Below are 16,587 nucleotides of genomic sequence, written 5' to 3' on the forward strand. Positions count from 1 at the left end.
CCGTCCGGCGATTGAGGACCGGGGGTCCGGGGGCAGAGCCCCCGAAGCGGGGGCGCAGGGGGCGCAGCCCCCGCCTCATCGGGCCCGGGGCCGAGCCCCGGTTTCGGGAAGGGGCGGGGTGGGGGAGATCCCCACCCCAGGCCGCCCTACCCGCGCCGCCCACCCGCCCCCGGATCCGTGAGCCCCGCCCGCCGCAACGCATCCGCCATCGCACTGTTCCCCGGCGGCGGCCCCTGCCGCTCACGCCCGCCCCCGCCACCTTTCTGCCCCTGGCCACGGGCCTGTCCCTGCGCTTTCCCCGACCGCTGCTGCGGCGGCCGCCCACCCTGCCCACGCTCGCGGCGCGCAGCGCCGCCGCTGCCACCCCCGGACTCCGACCCCGCCTCGTCGTCCAACCGCAGCGTCAGCGAAATCCGCTTCCGCGGGATGTCGACGTCCATGACCTTCACCCGCACGATGTCGCCCGACTTCACCACATCCCGCGGGTCCTTCACGAACGTCTTCGACAGCGCCGAAACGTGCACAAGACCGTCCTGATGAACCCCGACATCCACAAACGCCCCGAAGGCCGCCACATTGGTGACGACGCCCTCCAGAACCATCCCGGGCGCCAGATCCCCGATCTTCTCGACGCCTTCCTTGAAGGTCGCCGTCTTGAACGCGGGCCGCGGATCGCGCCCCGGCTTCTCCAGCTCCTTGAGAATGTCCGTCACCGTGGGCAGCCCGAACGCATCGTTCACGAAATCCGCAGCCCGCAGCGACCGCAGCAGATCCGCGTTCCCGATCAGCGCCCCGACCTCGCTCCCCGAGGCCTTCACCATCGTCCGTACGACCGGATAGGCCTCCGGGTGCACGGACGACGCGTCCAGCGGATCGTCCCCGCCCCGGATCCGCAGGAAGCCCGCGCACTGCTCGTACGCCTTCGGGCCCAGCCGTGCGACGTCCTTGAGCCCCTTCCGCGACCGGAAGGGCCCGTTCGCATCGCGGTGCGCGACGATGTTCTCCGCGAGCCCCGAACTGACTCCGGAGACCCGCGAAAGCAGCGGCGCGGAAGCGGTGTTGACATCGACACCGACCCCGTTCACACAGTCCTCGACCACCGCGTCCAGCGACCTCGAAAGCTTCACTTCCGACAGGTCGTGCTGGTACTGCCCGACCCCGATGGACTTCGGGTCGATCTTCACCAGCTCGGCCAGCGGGTCCTGCAGCCGCCGCGCGATGGAAACGGCGCCCCGCAGCGAGACATCCATGTCAGGAAGCTCCTGCGAGGCAAAGGCGGAAGCCGAGTACACAGACGCACCTGCCTCCGACACCATCACCTTGGTGAGCTTCAACTCCGGGTGCTTCTCGCACAGTTCACCGGCGAGCTTGTCCGTCTCGCGCGACGCGGTGCCGTTGCCGATGGCGATGAGATCCACCGAGTGGGCCTTCGCCAGCCGCTCCAGCTTGGCAAGGGACTCGTCCCACCGGTTGGCGGGCACATGCGGATGGATCACATCCGTGGCGACGACCTTCCCGGTGGCGTCCACGACGGCGACCTTCACCCCGGTACGGAACCCGGGGTCGAGCCCCAGAGTCGCCCGAGTCCCGGCGGGCGCGGTCAGCAGCAGGTCGCGCAGGTTGGAGGCGAAGACCCGTACCGCCTCGTCCTCGGCGGCCGTACGCAGCCGCAGCCTCAGGTCGATCCCCAGGTGCACCAGGATCCTGGTGCGCCAGGCCCAGCGGACCGTGTCGCCGAGCCACTTGTCGCCGGGCCGCCCGCGGTTCGCGACCCCGAACCGCCGGGCGATCATGTTCTCGTACGTCGAAGGGCCGGGCTCCTCGGACTCCGAAGGCTGCTCGGGCTCGAGGACCAGATCGAGCACGTCCTCCTTCTCGCCGCGCAGCATGGCCAGCACGCGGTGCGAGGGCAGCGCGGTGAAGGGCTCGGTGAAATCGAAGTAGTCGGCGAACTTCGCGCCCGCCTCCTCCTTCCCTGTCCGCACCTTCGCGGCCAGCCGCCCCCGCGTCCACATGCGCTCGCGCAGCTCACCCGTGAGGTCGGCGTCCTCGCCGAAGCGCTCGGTGAGGATGGAGCGCGCGCCGTCCAGCGCGGCGGCGGCGTCCGGGACGCCCTTGTCGGCGTCGACAAAGACGGCAGCGGCGGCGAGCGGATCCACCGACGGATCCGTGAGGAGCCCGTCCGCCAGCGGCTCCAGACCCGCTTCGCGCGCGATCTGCGCCTTCGTCCGCCGCTTCGGCTTGAACGGCAGATAGATGTCCTCGAGCCGCGCCTTGGTCTCGGCCCCCAGAATCTGCGCCTCCAGGGCGTCGGTGAGCTTGCCCTGCTCGCGCACCGAGGAGAGGATCGCCGCCCGCCGCTCCTCCAGCTCCCGCAGGTAGCGCAGCCGTTCCTCGAGCGTGCGCAGCTGCGCATCGTCGAGCATCTCGGTCGCTTCCTTGCGGTAGCGCGCGATGAACGGCACGGTCGACCCGCCGTCGAGCAGCCCGACAGCGGCGCTGACCTGCCGCTCGCGTACGCCGAGTTCGTCCGCGATCCTGCTTTCGATGGACGTCGTCACGTGCCGTACCGCCTTCGTCGCCTTACTCGCTGAGCCTGAGGCGCCATTGTGGCAGGCGGCGCCGACAATCCCTGATCAGCCCTTGCCGATGAGGTCCGCCGGGAAGCCGCCCGCCATGGCCGCCGTCATCAGGAATCCCTTGGCGAGTTCGGTGAGCCGCAGCACGCCCTCCTCGCCGAGTCGCTCGTACGGGGCGAGGTCGAGGCGGTCCGTACGCTCCTCCAGCTCGGTGCGCAGCGCTTCTCCCGCCCCGGTCAACTCCCCCTGGGCATCGAGGAGTCCGCGCCCCTGGAGCCGTACGACAGCCGCGTCCCAGTCCGACTGCTGCCAGCCGCGCGTGGCGAGCACCCACTTCGGCGTCATGCCCCGTCCGGTCGCCGTGTGGGTGACCAGGGCCTCCAGCGGATCGAGCCCGGCGTCGAGGAGCGCCATGAGATGCCCGTCGCCACGGTGCTCGCGCAGCAGGGTCGTCGCGTGCCAGTAGGCGAGGTGCGGCGCCTCGGGCACCGGCTGGTCGGCGTGGGCCGCGTACAGGGGGCGGGCGGGCCGGGTGCAGCCTTCCGCGGCGTGCAGTGTGAGGCGGGCCGCCTCGGCCATCTCGTCGGAGGCGACGGTCTCCTCCCCGAGCAGCCGGCGCAGCGTGGAGTCGGCTGCCCGCAGGCGTGCGTCGAGGACGGCCTGCGGAGAGGCGGTCCGCCATACGGCGGGGACGTGCGCGGCGACCAGATCGTGGCTGAAGTTGTAGAACGCGGCCGTCACCACACCGGGGCCGACGGCTCCCATGGCGGCGGAGCGCCCGGCGAAGTAGGCGGCGCGGGAGTCGGTGAGGCCGATCGCGGCCATTTCCTTGTCGTAGTCGGGCGAGAAGTAGACCGTCGAGTGCAGTGCGTTGAGCGGGTTGTGGCAGCGGCGGCCGGCACGCGGCGCGAGAGTCGTCATATCCGTACGTTACCGACCGGTTGGTACGGCGTGAAGGTCAGGGACCCGACGAACCGGCGATGTCAGGATCCGAGGGATATCCGTCATTGCAGACGCCCTTCGCTCGGCGGAGCATGGACGGCATGACGCAGCGAACCGTCCTGGTCGTGCTCTTCGACGATGTCCAGAGCCTCGATGTCACCGGCCCCATGGAGGTCTTCACCGGAGCAGCCCAGTGCGCCGGCGGCACCGACGGTGCGTACCGCATCCGCACCGCGTCACTGGACGGGCGCCAGGTCCGTACCTCCAGCGGGCTCAACCTCCTGCCGGACGGCGCCCTGACCGACGCCGCGCCTCCCCACACGGTGATCGTCCCCGGAGGCCCGGGAACCCGCGCCCCCGACCCGCGTCTGATCGACTGGCTGCGCGAGAACGCCCCGCGCGCCGAGCGCATCGTCTCCGTCTGCACGGGCGCCCTGCTGCTCGCCGGGGCAGGACTCCTCGACGGCCACCGCGCGACCACCCACTGGGCGACCTGCGACCTGCTCGCCCGGAAGTATCCGGCTGTCCAGGTCGAACCTGACCCGATCTTCGTGCGCGACGGGAAGATCGCCACCTCCGCCGGGGTCACCGCCGGCATCGATCTGGCACTGGCACTGGTCGAGGAGGACCTGGGCAGAGAGGTGGCGCTCACCGTCGCCCGCCATCTCGTGGTCTTTCTCCGGCGGCCCGGAAACCAGGCCCAGTTCAGCGCCCAGCTCTCCGCCCAGACCGCTCGGCGCGAGCCGCTGCGCGAGATCCAGCAGTGGATCACCGAGCACCCGGCCGGCGACCTCTCCGTCGAGGCGCTGGCGGAGCGCGCGAGCCTCTCGCCACGCCACTTCGCCCGCGCCTTCCAGTCCGAGACCGGCACGACCCCGGGCCGCTATGTCGAGCGCGTACGCGTCGAGGCCGCCCGCCGCCTGATCGAGGACACCACCGAGGACCTCACCCGTATCTCCCGCACCTGCGGCTACGGCACCCCGGAAGCCATGCGCCGCGCCTTCCTCAAGACGCTCGGCACCGGTCCCGCCGAGTACCGCCGCCGATTCCACGCACCCGCCGTCTGACACCTGCCTTCCGAACCCCTGAGTCCGAACCCCTGAGAGGGAACACCGCCATGCAGATCGCCATCGTCCTCTACGACCGCTTCACCGCCCTGGACGCCGTCGGCCCCTACGAGATGCTCTGCCGCACCCCCGGCGCCGAGACGGTCTTCGTCGCCGAGGAGAGGGGCCCGGTGCGCAACGACCGCGGCAGCCTCGCCCTGGTCGCGGAGAAGTCCCTCGACGAGGTGCGGAGCCCCGACATCATCGTGGTCCCAGGCGGCCCCGGTCAGTCGGACCAGATGGAGAACGAGAAGCTCCTGTCCTGGATCCGCACGGCCGACGCCACCAGCACCTGGACGACCTCGGTCTGCTCCGGATCGCTCCTGCTGGCCGCGGCGGGCCTCCTCAAGGGCCACCGGACGACCTCGCACTGGCTCGCGCTCGACCAGTTCGCCGCCTTCGGTGCCGAGTCGACCGGGGAGCGTGTCGTCACCGACGGCAAGATCATGACCGCTGCGGGAGTCTCCGCGGGCATCGACATGGGCCTCACCCTGGTCGGCAAGGTGGCCGGCGACGAACACGCCCAGGCCGTCCAGCTGCTGACCGAGTACGACCCCCAGCCGCCGTACGACGCGGGTTCACCGCAGAAGGCCCCGGCTTATCTCGTGGAGGAGTTCCGCACAAAGAACCGCTTCATTCTCCAGTAGCCCCCGAGGCCCAGCCGAAGCGCGGCTCCCGCCGCTCCAGGAAGGCGGCGACCCCCTCCGCGGTGTCGCCGCTGTCGCGCGCCTGCTCGCTCCAGTACGCCGCCCGGTCCTCGCGTCCGGCCGTGAACTCCTTCGCCGCCGCCTGCGTCAGCTGCGAGCGCGAGACGAGCACCCGGGTGAACTCGGCCACCCGCTTGTCCAGTTCACCCGCCGGCAGCACCTCGTCGACGAGCGCGGTTCGCAGGGCCCGCTCTGCGCCGATCAACTCGCCCGAGAACAAAAGGTACTTGGCGGCGGACGGCCCCACCAGTGCGGCCAACCGCCGGGTCGACGAGGCGGGATAGACGATCCCGAGCTTCGCCGGCGTCACCCCGAAGGACGCCCCCTCCTCGGCGAACCGCAGATCGCAGGCGACGGCGAGCTGGGCCCCGCCCCCCACACAGAACCCCCGCACCGCGGCCAGCGTCGGCTTGGGAAAGGCCGCCAGGGCGTTCTCGGCCCGTACGGCAAGACCCTGCGGCCGCTCCCCGGGCTCCCGCAGCGTGGAGATGTCCGCGCCCGCACAGAAGGTGTCCCCGGCCCCGGTCAGCACCAGTGCCCGTACGGCCGAGTCGCCCGCAAGATCTTCCAGCAGCGGGGGCAGAGCCTCCCACATGCCCGCGGTCATGGCATTGCGCTTGGCCTGATGGCTGATGACGATGGTGACCACCCCGTCGGTGACGGTGTGCTCCAGCTGCGGCTCCATGGGCCGGATGCTATCCGGACCCGGCGAACATATGATCAACAAGGGGGCCGAGCAGCGGACACGACAAGGAGTCGCTCATGGCCGATCCCACTCCCACCCAGCCCATGCGCCCGGAAACGGCCCGAGAGGGCAAGAAGCTCAAGCGCAGCTTCAGCTGGCTGGCCCTTCTCGGAGTGATCCTGGTGATCGCCGGCCTCCTCGGCCTCGTCTACACCAGTGTCGCGACCATCACCTCGATGCTGCTCTTCGGGTGGCTGCTGCTCATCGGCGGCATCGTCGGGCTGCTGCAGTCGATCCAGTCCCGTGACTCGAACTACTTCTGGCTCGGCGTCATCGTCGCCGCGCTGAACCTCGCCGCGGGCATCGTCGTCATCCGGCGCCCGGAGGGCACCGCCGAGGCCATCACCATGTTCGCCGCCCTGCTCTTCCTGACCGGCGGCGCGTTCAGGCTCGTCGGCAGCGTCGTCGTCCGGGGCCCGCAGTTCGGCTGGACCCTGCTCCAGGGTGCATTCGGAATCCTCCTGGGTGTGCTGGTGCTCGCCAACTGGCCGCACAGCAGCCTTTATGTGCTGGGCTGCTTCTTCTCGCTGGCGCTGCTCTTCGACGGGCTCGGGCTGCTGGCGATCGGAGTCGGCGGCCGCAGGATCGTCACTCTGGTCTCGGACCAGATGGCCACCGAACAGGAAAGTCCGGTTTCATCCACGCAAGAAGAAGATCAGGACCAGTCGAAGACCTGACATCGATTCACGCACTCGGTCATATTCCGTCGATTGGCGCTGACTTCTGTTCAGCGGCCCGGTATGGACCATCCCATTCCCAACACTCGATGTGTGGTCACAATCGAGCGCGACAGTGGGAGCCGGAATATGGAGAGCCGCGGGAGCAACAGCCCGCCCGACCCGGCACCGGCCATCCAGCCCCTGCCGTACGAAGGCGTCTGGCGGTTCACCGCTCCCGCGGTCGATGTCTCCGTCCCGCAGGCGCGTCACGCTGTACGGGATCTGCTGAACCGTCAAGGCGTACCGGTCCACGACGACACGGTGCAGGGCTTGTTGCTGATCGTCTCCGAGCTGGTGACCAACGCGGTACGCCACGCGGCCCTGCTCTCCCCGGAGGTCGCCGTCGAAGTGGCCATCGGCGCCGAGTGGATCCGGGTGTCGGTCGAGGACAACCACCCCTACCGCCCCAAAGCCCTGGAGCGTGACTACGCCACCACGGGCGGCCGCGGGCTGCTGCTCGTACGGGAGATCACCATCGAGGCGGGCGGAGAGTGCGACGTGGAGCAGACCGCGAGCGGCGGCAAGGTCGTCTGGGCCGCACTGCCGCTCGCGCCCCCGGATGTCACCAGCCCCCGGACTCCCCTGTGAGCTCCTTGACCGCCGGCCGCGCGGCATCGAGCACCGTCATGAACCACGAGGAGAACGGCGCCGATGCGTGCCGCTGCGCCAGCTCTCCCGAGGTCACGAAGGCGGTGGCACCGACTTCCTCGGGATCCGGTCGCACATCCGCCTGGACCAGTCCGACGAAGAGGTGGTTGAACTCCTGCTCCACCAGGCCCGAGGCCGGATCGGGGTGGTTGTAGCGGACCGTGCCCGCCTCGGCGAGCAGGGCGGGCGAGACGCCCAGTTCCTCGTACGTACGACGCGCGGCCGCGGCGAACGGCGACTCTCCCGGGTACGGGTGCCCGCAGCAGGTGTTCGACCAGACACCGGGGGAGTGGTACTTGCCCAGTGCACGCTGCTGAATCAGCATGCGTCCCGAATCGTCGAAAAGAAAAACGGAGAACGCGCGGTGCAGCTGACCTGGCGCCTGATGTGCGGAAAGCTTCTCCGCGGTCCCGATGGTCTGGCCGGTCTCATCGACCAGTTCGAGCATGATCGCTTCTGCTGCGCCGTCCGTCATAACCGTCCTTCGCTCCGGGCGTCCTTCTGCTCTTCAGTCTGCCGCACAAATGTCACTGCCCCCGACGCGCCATGCGCCGGAGGCAGTGACGAGACGTCAGAGAGCGAATGCGGCAGGCCTCAGAGCGAAGCCCGCGTATCCGTACTCGCCGCGGTGCGCACTGCGCATCGCCAGCTCCTCGCGGGTGGAGGCGAGAGCCTGCGCCATCGCGGGTCCGGCCGGCGCGGTGTCCTCCACCCGCCGGGCGAGCGGGACGTAGTACTCGTCCCAGTCGCTCTCGGGCTGGGCGTACGTACCGAGCACGTCGTACCCGGCCGCGACAGCCGCCGCGGCATTCTCCTCAGCCGTACGCAGCGGGCAATCGGCCGCCTCCCAGAAGGCGCGGCACTCCGCGGACGGGGCCTTCGTGGTCCATACGCATTCGGTCAGGACGACGGCGCCACCGGGTGCGAGCAGCCGCTTCCAGCTGCGCAGCGCCGTGTCGAAACCGATGATGTACGCGGAGCTCTCGGCCCAGACGAGGTCGAAGGCCCCGTCGGAGTAAGGGAGTTCACCCATGCTCCCGTTGACCGTACGGACCGATGCGCCGAGCCCGCGCGCCTCGGCGCTCGCCCGCAGCTCGTCGAGGAAGGGCTGATGGGTGTCGACGGCGGTCACCTCGGCGCCCGCCTCGGCGGCGAGCAGCAGGGCGGACCGGCCCGGGCCGCAGCCCAGATCGAGCACGCGCGGGCGCTCGGGCAGGGGACCGGTGAGGGCGAGAAGGGTGCGGGTGGTGTCGTCGGAGCCAGGGCCCTGACGGGGAAGCCCGTGGTGCAGGGCGAAGAAGGCGCCGGTGAAATCGTCAGTGAAGTCGTCGGTGATGTCGTTCTCGGACAACGTGGGAATCCTTGTGTGAGAGATGGCTGAGGCCGGATCGGGCACTGCTCACCGCGGCGGTCCCGGTGACAGTCATCAACCTCAGCTCCTTCAACACATCGAATTCCGCCCGGAGGCTAGCAGTCCTCGGGCCACCATGTCCGCCGGATATCGCGGCGGATCTCCGGACGCTCGCTCGGGGTGTCCTCCGGCTCGCGCTCCGGCCGGAGGACGTCACGCTTTCCCACGGGCTTGTGGATCCTCACCTGGCGCATGGCCGCCTCCTCGCTGTCAGAGAGGGGATACCCCGGAATCGGGGTTCATAGCTGCAGACCGTGTTAACAACAGGTACTCATCGGTGGTGGCGTCAGTGGCAGACCTTCGGCTCGTGCGCGGCGTGACCGCCGGGCTCCAGCTGAAAGGTGCAGTGCCCGACGTCGAAGTGGTCGCCGAGACAGTCCTGCAGGGCGTGGAGCATCTTCTCGTTCCCGAGCGAATCCAGCACCCCCGGGCTGACCACCACGTGCGCGGACAGCACCGGCATGCCGGAGGTGATGGTCCAGGCGTGCAGATCGTGTACGTCGTCCACGCCGGGCAGCGCGAGCAGATGGGCCCGGACCTCCGCCATGTCGACACCCTTGGGCGCCGACTCGAGGAGCACGTTGAGCGTCTCCCGCAACAGTTTCACCGTACGCGGGACGATCATGAGCCCGATCACGATCGAGGCGATGGGATCGGCGGCCTGCCACCCCGTGGCCAGGATGAGACCGGCCGAGACGAGCACGGCGACCGAGCCGAGGGCGTCGGCGAGAACCTCCAGATAAGCGCCGCGGACATTGATGCTGTCCTTCTGGCCGCGCACGAGGAGCGAGAGCGAGACCATGTTCGCGGCCAGACCGATCAGGCCGAAGACGATCGTCAGCCCGCCCCGGGTCTCGGCCGGCGTGATGAACCGCTGGACGGCCTCGTAGAGGACGTAACCGCCGACGCCGAGCAGCAGCAGACAGTTCGCCAGCGCGGCGAGGATCTCCGCCCGTGCGTAACCGAAGGTGCGGTTCTCGCTCGGCGGGCGGTTGGCGAAATGGATCGCGAGGAGTGCCAGTGCGAGTCCCAGCGCATCCGTCGCCATATGGGTGGCGTCAGCGATCAGCGCCAGGGAATCCGCGATCAGGCCGCCGATGATCTCGACGACCATCACGGTCAGCGTGATGCCCAGGGCGATCCGCAGCCGCCCCTTGTAGGCGGCCGCCGCGGTCCCGGTGGGCGGCGGCCCCTGCCGCGTATGCCCGTGGTCGTGCCCGGCCCCCATAGGTCAGCCTTCCGGTTCGGTGGATCCGTCCGTCCGGAAGCCAGTCAACTACGGGTGGGGGGTATCGCGCGCCTCGGGATGATGGTGGCACCAGCCCTCCCAGGCGGATTCGACCATCGCGCGCATCGAGCGCGTGGCCGACCAGCCCAGCTCCTTGGAGATCAGCTCCGCCGATGAGACGGCCTTCGGCGCGTCCCCCGGACGGCGCGGTTCGACCACCACCGGCGTGGTGTTGCCGGTCACCTCGGCCACCAGATCGGCCAGTTCCCGCACCGATACGCCCTCGCCGCGGCCGATGTTCAGTGTCAGGTCCCCGGCCCCGGTCTGCTCCGAGAGCCTGCGGGCGACCGCCAGATGGGCGTCGGCGAGGTCCGAGACATGGATGTAGTCACGGATGCAGGTGCCGTCGGGCGTCGGGTAGTCGGCCCCGAAGATCCGCGGGGAGTCACCGCGGGTGAGCCGGTCGAAGAACATCGGGACGACATTGAAGACCCCGGTGTCGGCCAGTTCGGGACGGCCCGTGCCCGCCACGTTGAAATAGCGCAGACACGCGGTGGAGATTCCGTACGCCTGCCCGGCCGCCCGTACCAGCCACTCGCCTGCGAGCTTGGTCTCCCCGTACGGATTGATCGGTGCGCAGGGAGTCGACTCGGTGATCAGCTCCACGTCCGGCACTCCATAGACGGCTGCCGACGACGAGAAGAGGAAGCGCTTCACCCCGGCCGCGGCGACGGCTTCGAGAAGCACCGTCAGGCCGTACACGTTCTCCCGGTAGTAGAGCAGCGGCCGCTGCACTGACTCCCCGACCTGCTTCTTGCCCGCGAGATGCACCACACCGGTGATGCCGTGCCCGGCGATCGTACGGTCGAGCAGCTCGCGGTCGAGGACCGATCCGCGGATCAGTTCCGTCCCCTCGGGCAGCCGTTCGGGCACCCCGCTGGAGAGGTCGTCCAGCACAACGACCTGCTCACCGGCCTCGAGCATGGCCCGCACCACGTGCGCCCCGATGTACCCCGCCCCACCTGCGATCAACCACGTCATGGCTGTAACCCTAGGGGGTGTCCGGTCACGGTTTGTGGGCTACGCCCTTGATCGACGATGATCGTCATGGGCAACCGACAGGGTTGCCCGGCCCGAGCGGGGCGTAAACAGGCGATGAACTTCCGCTTCAGTTCATCCGATAGCCTCTGCCGACGTGCCGCCCGGCCCCACTGGGGCTCAGGCGCAGGCCACCAGCCATGTCAGTTCCAAGGAGTGAGTCCGTCCTGTCGACCGCAATCCTCACCGGTGCTCCGGTACCCGGGTCATCGCTCGAAGGTGATCTGCGGTCGCTGGGCTTCGACGTCCGTACGGCCTCCGACGCCCAGGACGCGGCCGCGCTTCTCGCGGCAGCTCCCGCAGGCGACCGCGTCGCCGTCGTCGACCCCCGCTTCGTGGGACATGTGCACGCCCTGCGCCTGGCCCTGACCGACCCCCGCTTCCCCGCGGCAGCGGTCCCGGGAGCCCTCACGGCCCAGCCCGAGGCGCGCGCGGCGCTGACGCGGGCGCTGACCTCGGGGGACGTCCTTCCCGACGCGCTCGCCGTGGCGCTCGACGCCGAAGGCGTCGCCGTACAGCGGCCCGAGCTCGGCTCGCTCGTGGCCCTGGTGCCCGGCGACCCGCAGGCCAGGCACGAGGCACGGGCCGCCGTCGCGGCCGTCGACGACGAGGCCGTACGGCTGCGCAACGCCGTGAAGGCCCGCGACGGGTTCTTCACCACGTACTGCATCAGCCCCTACTCCCGCTACATCGCGCGCTGGTGCGCCAACCGGGGCCTGACCCCGAACCAGGTCACCACCGCCTCGCTGATCACCGCGCTGATCGCGGCAGGCTGCGCGGCCACCGGAACCCGCGGCGGCTACATCGCCGCCGGCCTCCTGCTGCTCTTCTCCTTCGTCCTGGACTGCACGGACGGGCAGCTCGCCCGCTACTCGCTGCAGTACTCGACGCTCGGCGCCTGGCTGGACGCCACCTTCGACCGGGCCAAGGAGTACGCCTACTACGCGGGCCTCGCGCTGGGCGCCGCCCGGGGCGGCGACGACGTATGGGCGCTGGCCCTCGGCGCGATGGTGCTCCAGACCTGCCGGCACGTCGTGGACTTCTCCTTCAACGAGGCGAACCACGACGCCACGGCCAACACCAGCCCCACCGCGGCTCTCTCCGACAAGCTCGACAGCGTCGGCTGGACGGTCTGGGTGCGCCGGATGATAGTCCTGCCGATCGGCGAGCGATGGGCCATGATCGCGGTGCTCACCGCGGTCACCACCCCGCGCATCGTCTTCTACGCCCTGCTCGTCGGCTGCGCCCTCGCGGCCTGCTACACCACAGCGGGCCGCGTCCTGCGCTCGCTCACCCGCCGCGCCACCCGCACCGACCGTGCCGCCCAGGCACTGGCCGACCTCGCGGACAGCGGCCCGCTCGCCGGACTCGTCGCGGCCGGGGCCCCCCGTATCAAGGCCGGCTTCGCCGCCCCGGTGGTGGCGGCGGTCGGAGCCGTCGCCCTGATCAGCGCAGCGCTCACGCAGCCCTTCGGCAGCGGCCAGATGATCGTCGCGGCGGTCTTCTACACGGTCCTCTCCGGCATAGCCGTGGCCCAGCCCCTCAAGGGCGCGCTCGACTGGCTCGTCCCCCCGATATTCCGCGCGGCCGAGTACGTCACGATCCTGGCGCTCGCAGCCCGCTCCGGCATCGACGGAGCCCTCCCCGCGGCCTTCGGGCTCGTGGCCGCGGTCGCCTACCATCACTACGACACGGTCTACCGCATCAAGGGCGGCACCGGTGCGCCCCCTCAGTGGCTTGTGCGCACGGTCGGCGGCCAGGAAGGCCGGACCCTGCTGGTGGTCGTACTCGCCGCCGTACTGGGAACCGACAACACAGACTTCACGCTCGCGCTCACGGTGTTCGCCGTGGCCGTGGCTCTTGTGGTGCTCGCGGAGAGCATCCGCTTCTGGGTGTCCTCCGGGGCGCCCGCCGTACATGACGAAGGAGAAGCAGCATGATCGGCCTCGTACTAGCGGCCGGCGCCGGAAGGCGTCTGCGCCCCTACACCGACACGCTCCCCAAGGCACTGGTCCCCGTGGACGGCGAGACGACGGTTCTCGACCTGACGCTGGGCAACTTCGCCGAGGTCGGACTCACCGAGGTCGCGATCGTCGTCGGCTACCGCAAGGAAGCCGTCTATGCCCGCAAGGCCGAGTTCGAGGCGAAGTACGGCGTCGAGCTGACGCTCATCGACAACGACAAGGCCGAGGAGTGGAACAACGCCTACTCCCTCTGGTGTGCGCGTGAGGTCCTGAAGCAGGGCGTCATCCTCGCCAACGGCGACACCGTCCACCCGGTCTCCGTCGAGCAGACCCTGCTCGCCGCCCGCGGCCAGGGGCAGAAGATCATCCTTGCCCTCGACACGGTGAAGAACCTCGCCGACGAGGAGATGAAGGTCATCACCGACGGCGACAACGGCGTCCAGCGCATCACCAAGCTGATGGACCCCGCCACCGCCACCGGCGAGTACATCGGTGTCACCCTCATCGAGCCCGAGGCCGCCGAGGAACTCGCCGACGCCCTCAAGACGACCTTCGAGCGCGACCCCGACCTCTACTACGAGGACGGCTACCAGGAGCTGGTCAACCGCGGCGTGAAGATCGACGTGGCCCCGATCGGCGACCTCAAGTGGGTCGAGATCGACAACCACGACGACCTCGCGAAGGGCCGTGAGATCGCGTGTCAGTACTGACGAGGCTCATCCCCTCGCCGGTCGTCGTCGACATCCGCTCCGGAGCCCTGGACGATCTCGGTCTGATCCTCTCCGACCAGCGCATCGCCCCCAGCGGGCGGCTCGCGATCGCCATCAGCCCCGGTTCGGGACAGGCCCTGCGCGAGCGGTTCGCGCCGGTACTGCCCGACGCGGACTGGTTCACCGACGCCGACGGCACCATCGACGGTGCGGTACGCCTGGCCGACTCCATCAAGAAGGCGGGCCGCTACGACACGGTCGTCGCGCTCGGCGGCGGCAAGGTCGTCGACTGCGCCAAGTACGCGGCCGCGCGCCTGGGGCTCTCGCTCGTCGCCGTCGCGACGAACCTCGCCAACGACGGGCTCTGCTCGCCGGTGGCCACCCTGGACAACGACGCGGGCCGCGGCTCGTACGGAGTGCCCAACCCGATCGGGATCGTGATCGACCTCGATTTGATCAAGGACGCTCCGCCGCGCTTCGTCCAGGCCGGCATCGGCGACGTGATCTGCAAGATCTCCGCCGTGGCCGACTGGGAACTGTCGCAGCGCGTGAACGGCGAACAGGTCGACGGACTCGCCGCCGCGATGGCCCGCCAGGCCGCCGAAGCGGTCCTGCGCCACCCCGGCACCATCGCCGACAACGCCTTCCTGACAACGCTCGCCGAGTCCCTGGTCCTCTGCGGCATCTCGATGTCCGTCGCAGGCGACAGCCGCCCAGCGTCCGGTGCCTGCCACGAGATCAGCCACGCCTTCGACCTGCTCTTCCCCAAGCGCAACGCGCTCCATGGAGAGCAGTGCGGATTCGGCGGTGTCTTCGCCACGTTCCTGCGCGGCGACCACGAGACGGCCCGGCACATGGCGGACACCCTGCGCCGGCACAGCCTTCCCGTACTGCCGACGGAGATGGGATTCAGCGAGGCGGACTTCGTGCAGGCGGTGGAGTTCGCTCCGCAGACCCGTCCGGGCCGCTACACGATCCTCGAACACCTCAATCTGTCCACCGATGAGATCAAGGACGCTTACGCAGACTATGCAAAAGCCATCAGTAGCTGAACTCCGCCCGGTCGTGCACCCTCCGGGCGTAAAGGACCGGCGGAGCGGCGAGCACTGGGGAGGCCGGCTCTACATGCGGGAGATCTCCCTGCGCGTCGACCGGCATCTGGTGAACACACGGATCACGCCGAACCAGATCACTTACGTGATGACCGTCGCCGCGGCCTTCGCGGCGCCGGCCCTCCTGGTGCCGGGGATCCTGGGCGCCGTGCTCGGTGTGGTGATGGCCCAGCTCTATCTGCTCCTCGACTGCGTCGACGGCGAGGTCGCGCGCTGGAAGAAGCAGTACTCCATGGTCGGGGTCTACGTGGACCGCGTCGCGGCCTACGTCCTCGACGCCGCGGTGCTGGTCGGCTTCGGCCTGCGTGCCGCCGACATCTGGGGATCGGGTCGCATCGACTGGCTGTGGGCCTTCCTCGGTACCCTCGCCGCCCTCGGCGCGATCATGATCAAGTCGGAGACCGACCTCGTCGGTGTCGCCCGTCACCAGCAGGGCATGGCCCCGGTCAAGGAGGCGGCGTCCGAGTCGCGCTCCTCCGGCATGGCGCTGGCGCGCAGGGCCGCCAGTGCGCTGAAGTTCCACCGCCTGGTCATGGGGATCGAGGCGACGCTGCTGATCCTGCTGCTCGCGATCCTCGACGCGGTCCGGGGAGACCTGTTCTTCTCCCGGCTCGGTGTCGCCGTGCTCGCAGGCATCGCGCTGCTGCAGTCCGTGCTCCACCTGGTGTCCATCCTCGCCTCGAGCAGGCTCAAGTGAGTACGCCGCTGAAGGTCGGCGCGGTGATCATCACCATGGGCAACCGCCCCGAGGAACTGCGCGCACTCCTGGACTCGGTGGCCAAGCAGGACGGCGACCGCATCGAGGTCGTCGTGGTCGGCAACGGCGCGCCCGTGCCGGACGTCCCCGCGGGCGTACGTACCGTCGAACTGCCCGAGAACCTGGGCATCCCCGGCGGCCGCAACGTCGGCATCGAAGCGTTCGGCCCCTCCGGCGCCGACGTCGATGTGCTCCTCTTCCTCGACGACGACGGCTCGCTGCCGAACACCGACACGGCCGAGCTCTGCCGTCAGGCGTTCACCGCCGACCCGAAGCTCGGCATCATCAGCTTCCGGATCGCGGACCCGGAGACCGGAATCACCCAGCGCCGCCATGTGCCCAGGCTGCGCGCCTCGGATCCGATGCGCTCCTCGCGGGTGACGACGTTCCTCGGCGGTGCCAATGCCGTACGGACACAGGTCGTCGCCGAGGTCGGAGGGCTCCCGGACGAGTTCTTCTACGCCCACGAGGAGACCGACCTGGCCTGGCGCGCTCTCGACGCCGGCTGGATGATCGACTACCGCGCGGACATGGTCCTCCACCACCCGACGACCGCACCCTCGCGGCATGCCATCTACCACCGGATGGTGGCGCGCAACCGCGTCTGGCTCGCCCGTCGCAATCTGCCCGCGCTCCTGGTTCCCGTTTACCTCGGGATCTGGATGCTCCTCACGCTGGCCCGCCGCCCTTCCGGACCTGCACTGAAAGCATGGTTCGGCGGATTCAAGGAGGGCTGGTCGACCCCGTGCGGCCCCCGCCGTCCGATGAAATGGCGTACGGTCTGGCGGCTGACGAGGCTGGGCCGACCTCCTGTCATCTGACAGGCTCGGGTCTGAGAGCATCAGGCGTACGGTCAGGCTG

At 69.7% G+C, this 16,587-nt stretch carries 16 protein-coding genes and 1 pseudogene; 9 read left to right on the forward strand and 8 right to left on the reverse strand.

Annotated features, from left to right (window positions below; all coding sequences use genetic code 11):
- Positions 1-146: 146 nt before the first annotated feature.
- Together AB0H78_RS34830 and AB0H78_RS34835 are read right to left on the reverse strand one after the other, a co-directional pair.
- Positions 147-2,561, reverse strand: a complete 2,415-nt coding sequence (locus tag AB0H78_RS34830) for a Tex family protein (protein ID WP_363238806.1) — start codon at positions 2,559-2,561, stop codon at positions 147-149.
- Between the two features lie 75 nt (positions 2,562-2,636).
- Positions 2,637-3,500 (reverse strand): hypothetical protein, encoded by an 864-nt coding sequence (locus AB0H78_RS34835; RefSeq protein WP_363238808.1) that lies wholly within the window; start codon positions 3,498-3,500, stop codon positions 2,637-2,639.
- 122 nt (positions 3,501-3,622) lie between these two features.
- Here AB0H78_RS34835 and AB0H78_RS34840 point away from each other — a divergent pair, with 122 nt between their 5' ends.
- Both AB0H78_RS34840 and AB0H78_RS34845 read left to right on the forward strand, forming a co-directional pair.
- Positions 3,623-4,588: a GlxA family transcriptional regulator gene (locus tag AB0H78_RS34840; protein WP_363238809.1), complete on the forward strand. Its 966-nt coding sequence runs from the start codon at positions 3,623-3,625 to the stop codon at positions 4,586-4,588.
- Between the two features lie 50 nt (positions 4,589-4,638).
- Entirely contained in the window at positions 4,639-5,274 is a 636-nt protein-coding gene (locus AB0H78_RS34845) for a DJ-1/PfpI family protein (protein ID WP_363238810.1), read from the forward strand.
- Here the strand turns inward: AB0H78_RS34845 and AB0H78_RS34850 are convergent.
- Positions 5,261-6,019 carry an enoyl-CoA hydratase/isomerase family protein gene (locus AB0H78_RS34850; RefSeq protein WP_363238811.1) on the reverse strand — a complete coding sequence of 253 codons (759 nt, stop codon included), beginning with the start codon at positions 6,017-6,019 and terminating at the stop codon, positions 5,261-5,263. The two genes, AB0H78_RS34845 and AB0H78_RS34850, sit on opposite strands and share 14 nt — an antisense overlap.
- Positions 6,020-6,096: 77 nt before the next feature.
- Here AB0H78_RS34850 and AB0H78_RS34855 point away from each other — a divergent pair, with 77 nt between their 5' ends.
- The gene (locus AB0H78_RS34855; RefSeq protein WP_363238812.1) at positions 6,097-6,756 is read left to right on the forward strand and encodes an HdeD family acid-resistance protein; all 660 of its coding nucleotides are present in this window, start codon (positions 6,097-6,099) and stop codon (positions 6,754-6,756) included.
- Positions 6,757-6,885: 129 nt separating this feature from the next.
- The gene (locus AB0H78_RS34860) at positions 6,886-7,386 is read left to right on the forward strand and encodes an ATP-binding protein (RefSeq protein ID WP_363238813.1); all 501 of its coding nucleotides are present in this window, start codon (positions 6,886-6,888) and stop codon (positions 7,384-7,386) included.
- Here the strand turns inward: AB0H78_RS34860 and idi are convergent.
- The 5 genes and pseudogenes from idi to galE all read right to left on the reverse strand — a co-directional run bounded on the left by idi (position 7,361) and on the right by galE (position 11,126).
- Complete coding sequence (idi, locus tag AB0H78_RS34865) at positions 7,361-7,921, reverse strand: isopentenyl-diphosphate Delta-isomerase (protein ID WP_363238814.1); 561 nt, start codon at positions 7,919-7,921, stop codon at positions 7,361-7,363. The genes AB0H78_RS34860 and idi overlap by 26 nt on opposite strands.
- Before the next feature lie 114 nt (positions 7,922-8,035).
- A pseudogene (locus AB0H78_RS34870) lies at positions 8,036-8,782 on the reverse strand (class I SAM-dependent methyltransferase); the annotation flags it as partial.
- A gap of 131 nt (positions 8,783-8,913) precedes the next feature.
- Entirely contained in the window at positions 8,914-9,051 is a 138-nt protein-coding gene (locus AB0H78_RS34875) for a hypothetical protein (RefSeq protein ID WP_363238815.1), read from the reverse strand.
- 92 nt (positions 9,052-9,143) lie between these two features.
- A complete protein-coding gene (locus AB0H78_RS34880) occupies positions 9,144-10,085 on the reverse strand; it encodes a cation diffusion facilitator family transporter (RefSeq protein ID WP_363238816.1) in 942 nt (313 codons plus the stop codon).
- A gap of 48 nt (positions 10,086-10,133) precedes the next feature.
- Entirely contained in the window at positions 10,134-11,126 is a 993-nt protein-coding gene (galE, locus tag AB0H78_RS34885) for a UDP-glucose 4-epimerase GalE (RefSeq protein ID WP_363238817.1), read from the reverse strand.
- A gap of 224 nt (positions 11,127-11,350) precedes the next feature.
- Between galE and AB0H78_RS34890 the strand changes: the two genes are divergently transcribed.
- Genes AB0H78_RS34890 through AB0H78_RS34910 form a run of 5 tightly spaced genes read left to right on the forward strand, consistent with a single transcriptional unit; the run spans position 11,351 to position 16,547 of the window.
- The gene (locus AB0H78_RS34890; RefSeq protein ID WP_363238921.1) at positions 11,351-13,123 is read left to right on the forward strand and encodes a DUF5941 domain-containing protein; all 1,773 of its coding nucleotides are present in this window, start codon (positions 11,351-11,353) and stop codon (positions 13,121-13,123) included.
- The gene (locus AB0H78_RS34895) at positions 13,120-13,857 is read left to right on the forward strand and encodes a phosphocholine cytidylyltransferase family protein (protein ID WP_363238818.1); all 738 of its coding nucleotides are present in this window, start codon (positions 13,120-13,122) and stop codon (positions 13,855-13,857) included. The genes AB0H78_RS34890 and AB0H78_RS34895 overlap by 4 nt, the downstream gene beginning before the upstream one ends.
- Entirely contained in the window at positions 13,845-14,909 is a 1,065-nt protein-coding gene (locus AB0H78_RS34900; RefSeq protein WP_363238819.1) for an iron-containing alcohol dehydrogenase family protein, read from the forward strand. Before AB0H78_RS34895 ends, AB0H78_RS34900 begins: the two co-directional genes overlap by 13 nt.
- Positions 14,887-15,666, forward strand: coding sequence for a CDP-alcohol phosphatidyltransferase family protein (locus AB0H78_RS34905; protein WP_363238820.1), 780 nt, complete (start codon positions 14,887-14,889; stop codon positions 15,664-15,666). The genes AB0H78_RS34900 and AB0H78_RS34905 overlap by 23 nt, the downstream gene beginning before the upstream one ends.
- Entirely contained in the window at positions 15,663-16,547 is an 885-nt protein-coding gene (locus AB0H78_RS34910) for a glycosyltransferase family 2 protein (protein ID WP_363238821.1), read from the forward strand. The genes AB0H78_RS34905 and AB0H78_RS34910 overlap by 4 nt, the downstream gene beginning before the upstream one ends.
- Positions 16,548-16,587 lie beyond the last annotated feature (40 nt).

The sequence above is a fragment of the Streptomyces sp. NPDC050738 genome (assembly GCF_040654175.1).
Taxonomy (GTDB): domain Bacteria; phylum Actinomycetota; class Actinomycetes; order Streptomycetales; family Streptomycetaceae; genus Streptomyces.

Coding starts and splice junctions, on each gene's coding strand:
- AB0H78_RS34835 (WP_363238808.1), bottom strand. CDS start 3,500: ATGACGACTCTCGCGCCGCGTGCCGGCCGCCGCTGCCACAACCCGCTC.
- AB0H78_RS34840 (WP_363238809.1), top strand. CDS start 3,623: ATGACGCAGCGAACCGTCCTGGTCGTGCTCTTCGACGATGTCCAGAGC.
- AB0H78_RS34845 (WP_363238810.1), top strand. CDS start 4,639: ATGCAGATCGCCATCGTCCTCTACGACCGCTTCACCGCCCTGGACGCC.
- AB0H78_RS34850 (WP_363238811.1), bottom strand. CDS start 6,019: ATGGAGCCGCAGCTGGAGCACACCGTCACCGACGGGGTGGTCACCATC.
- AB0H78_RS34855 (WP_363238812.1), top strand. CDS start 6,097: ATGGCCGATCCCACTCCCACCCAGCCCATGCGCCCGGAAACGGCCCGA.
- AB0H78_RS34860 (WP_363238813.1), top strand. CDS start 6,886: ATGGAGAGCCGCGGGAGCAACAGCCCGCCCGACCCGGCACCGGCCATC.
- idi (WP_363238814.1), bottom strand. CDS start 7,921: ATGACGGACGGCGCAGCAGAAGCGATCATGCTCGAACTGGTCGATGAG.
- AB0H78_RS34875 (WP_363238815.1), bottom strand. CDS start 9,051: ATGCGCCAGGTGAGGATCCACAAGCCCGTGGGAAAGCGTGACGTCCTC.
- AB0H78_RS34880 (WP_363238816.1), bottom strand. CDS start 10,085: ATGGGGGCCGGGCACGACCACGGGCATACGCGGCAGGGGCCGCCGCCC.
- galE (WP_363238817.1), bottom strand. CDS start 11,126: ATGACGTGGTTGATCGCAGGTGGGGCGGGGTACATCGGGGCGCACGTG.
- AB0H78_RS34895 (WP_363238818.1), top strand. CDS start 13,120: ATGATCGGCCTCGTACTAGCGGCCGGCGCCGGAAGGCGTCTGCGCCCC.
- AB0H78_RS34905 (WP_363238820.1), top strand. CDS start 14,887: ATGCAAAAGCCATCAGTAGCTGAACTCCGCCCGGTCGTGCACCCTCCG.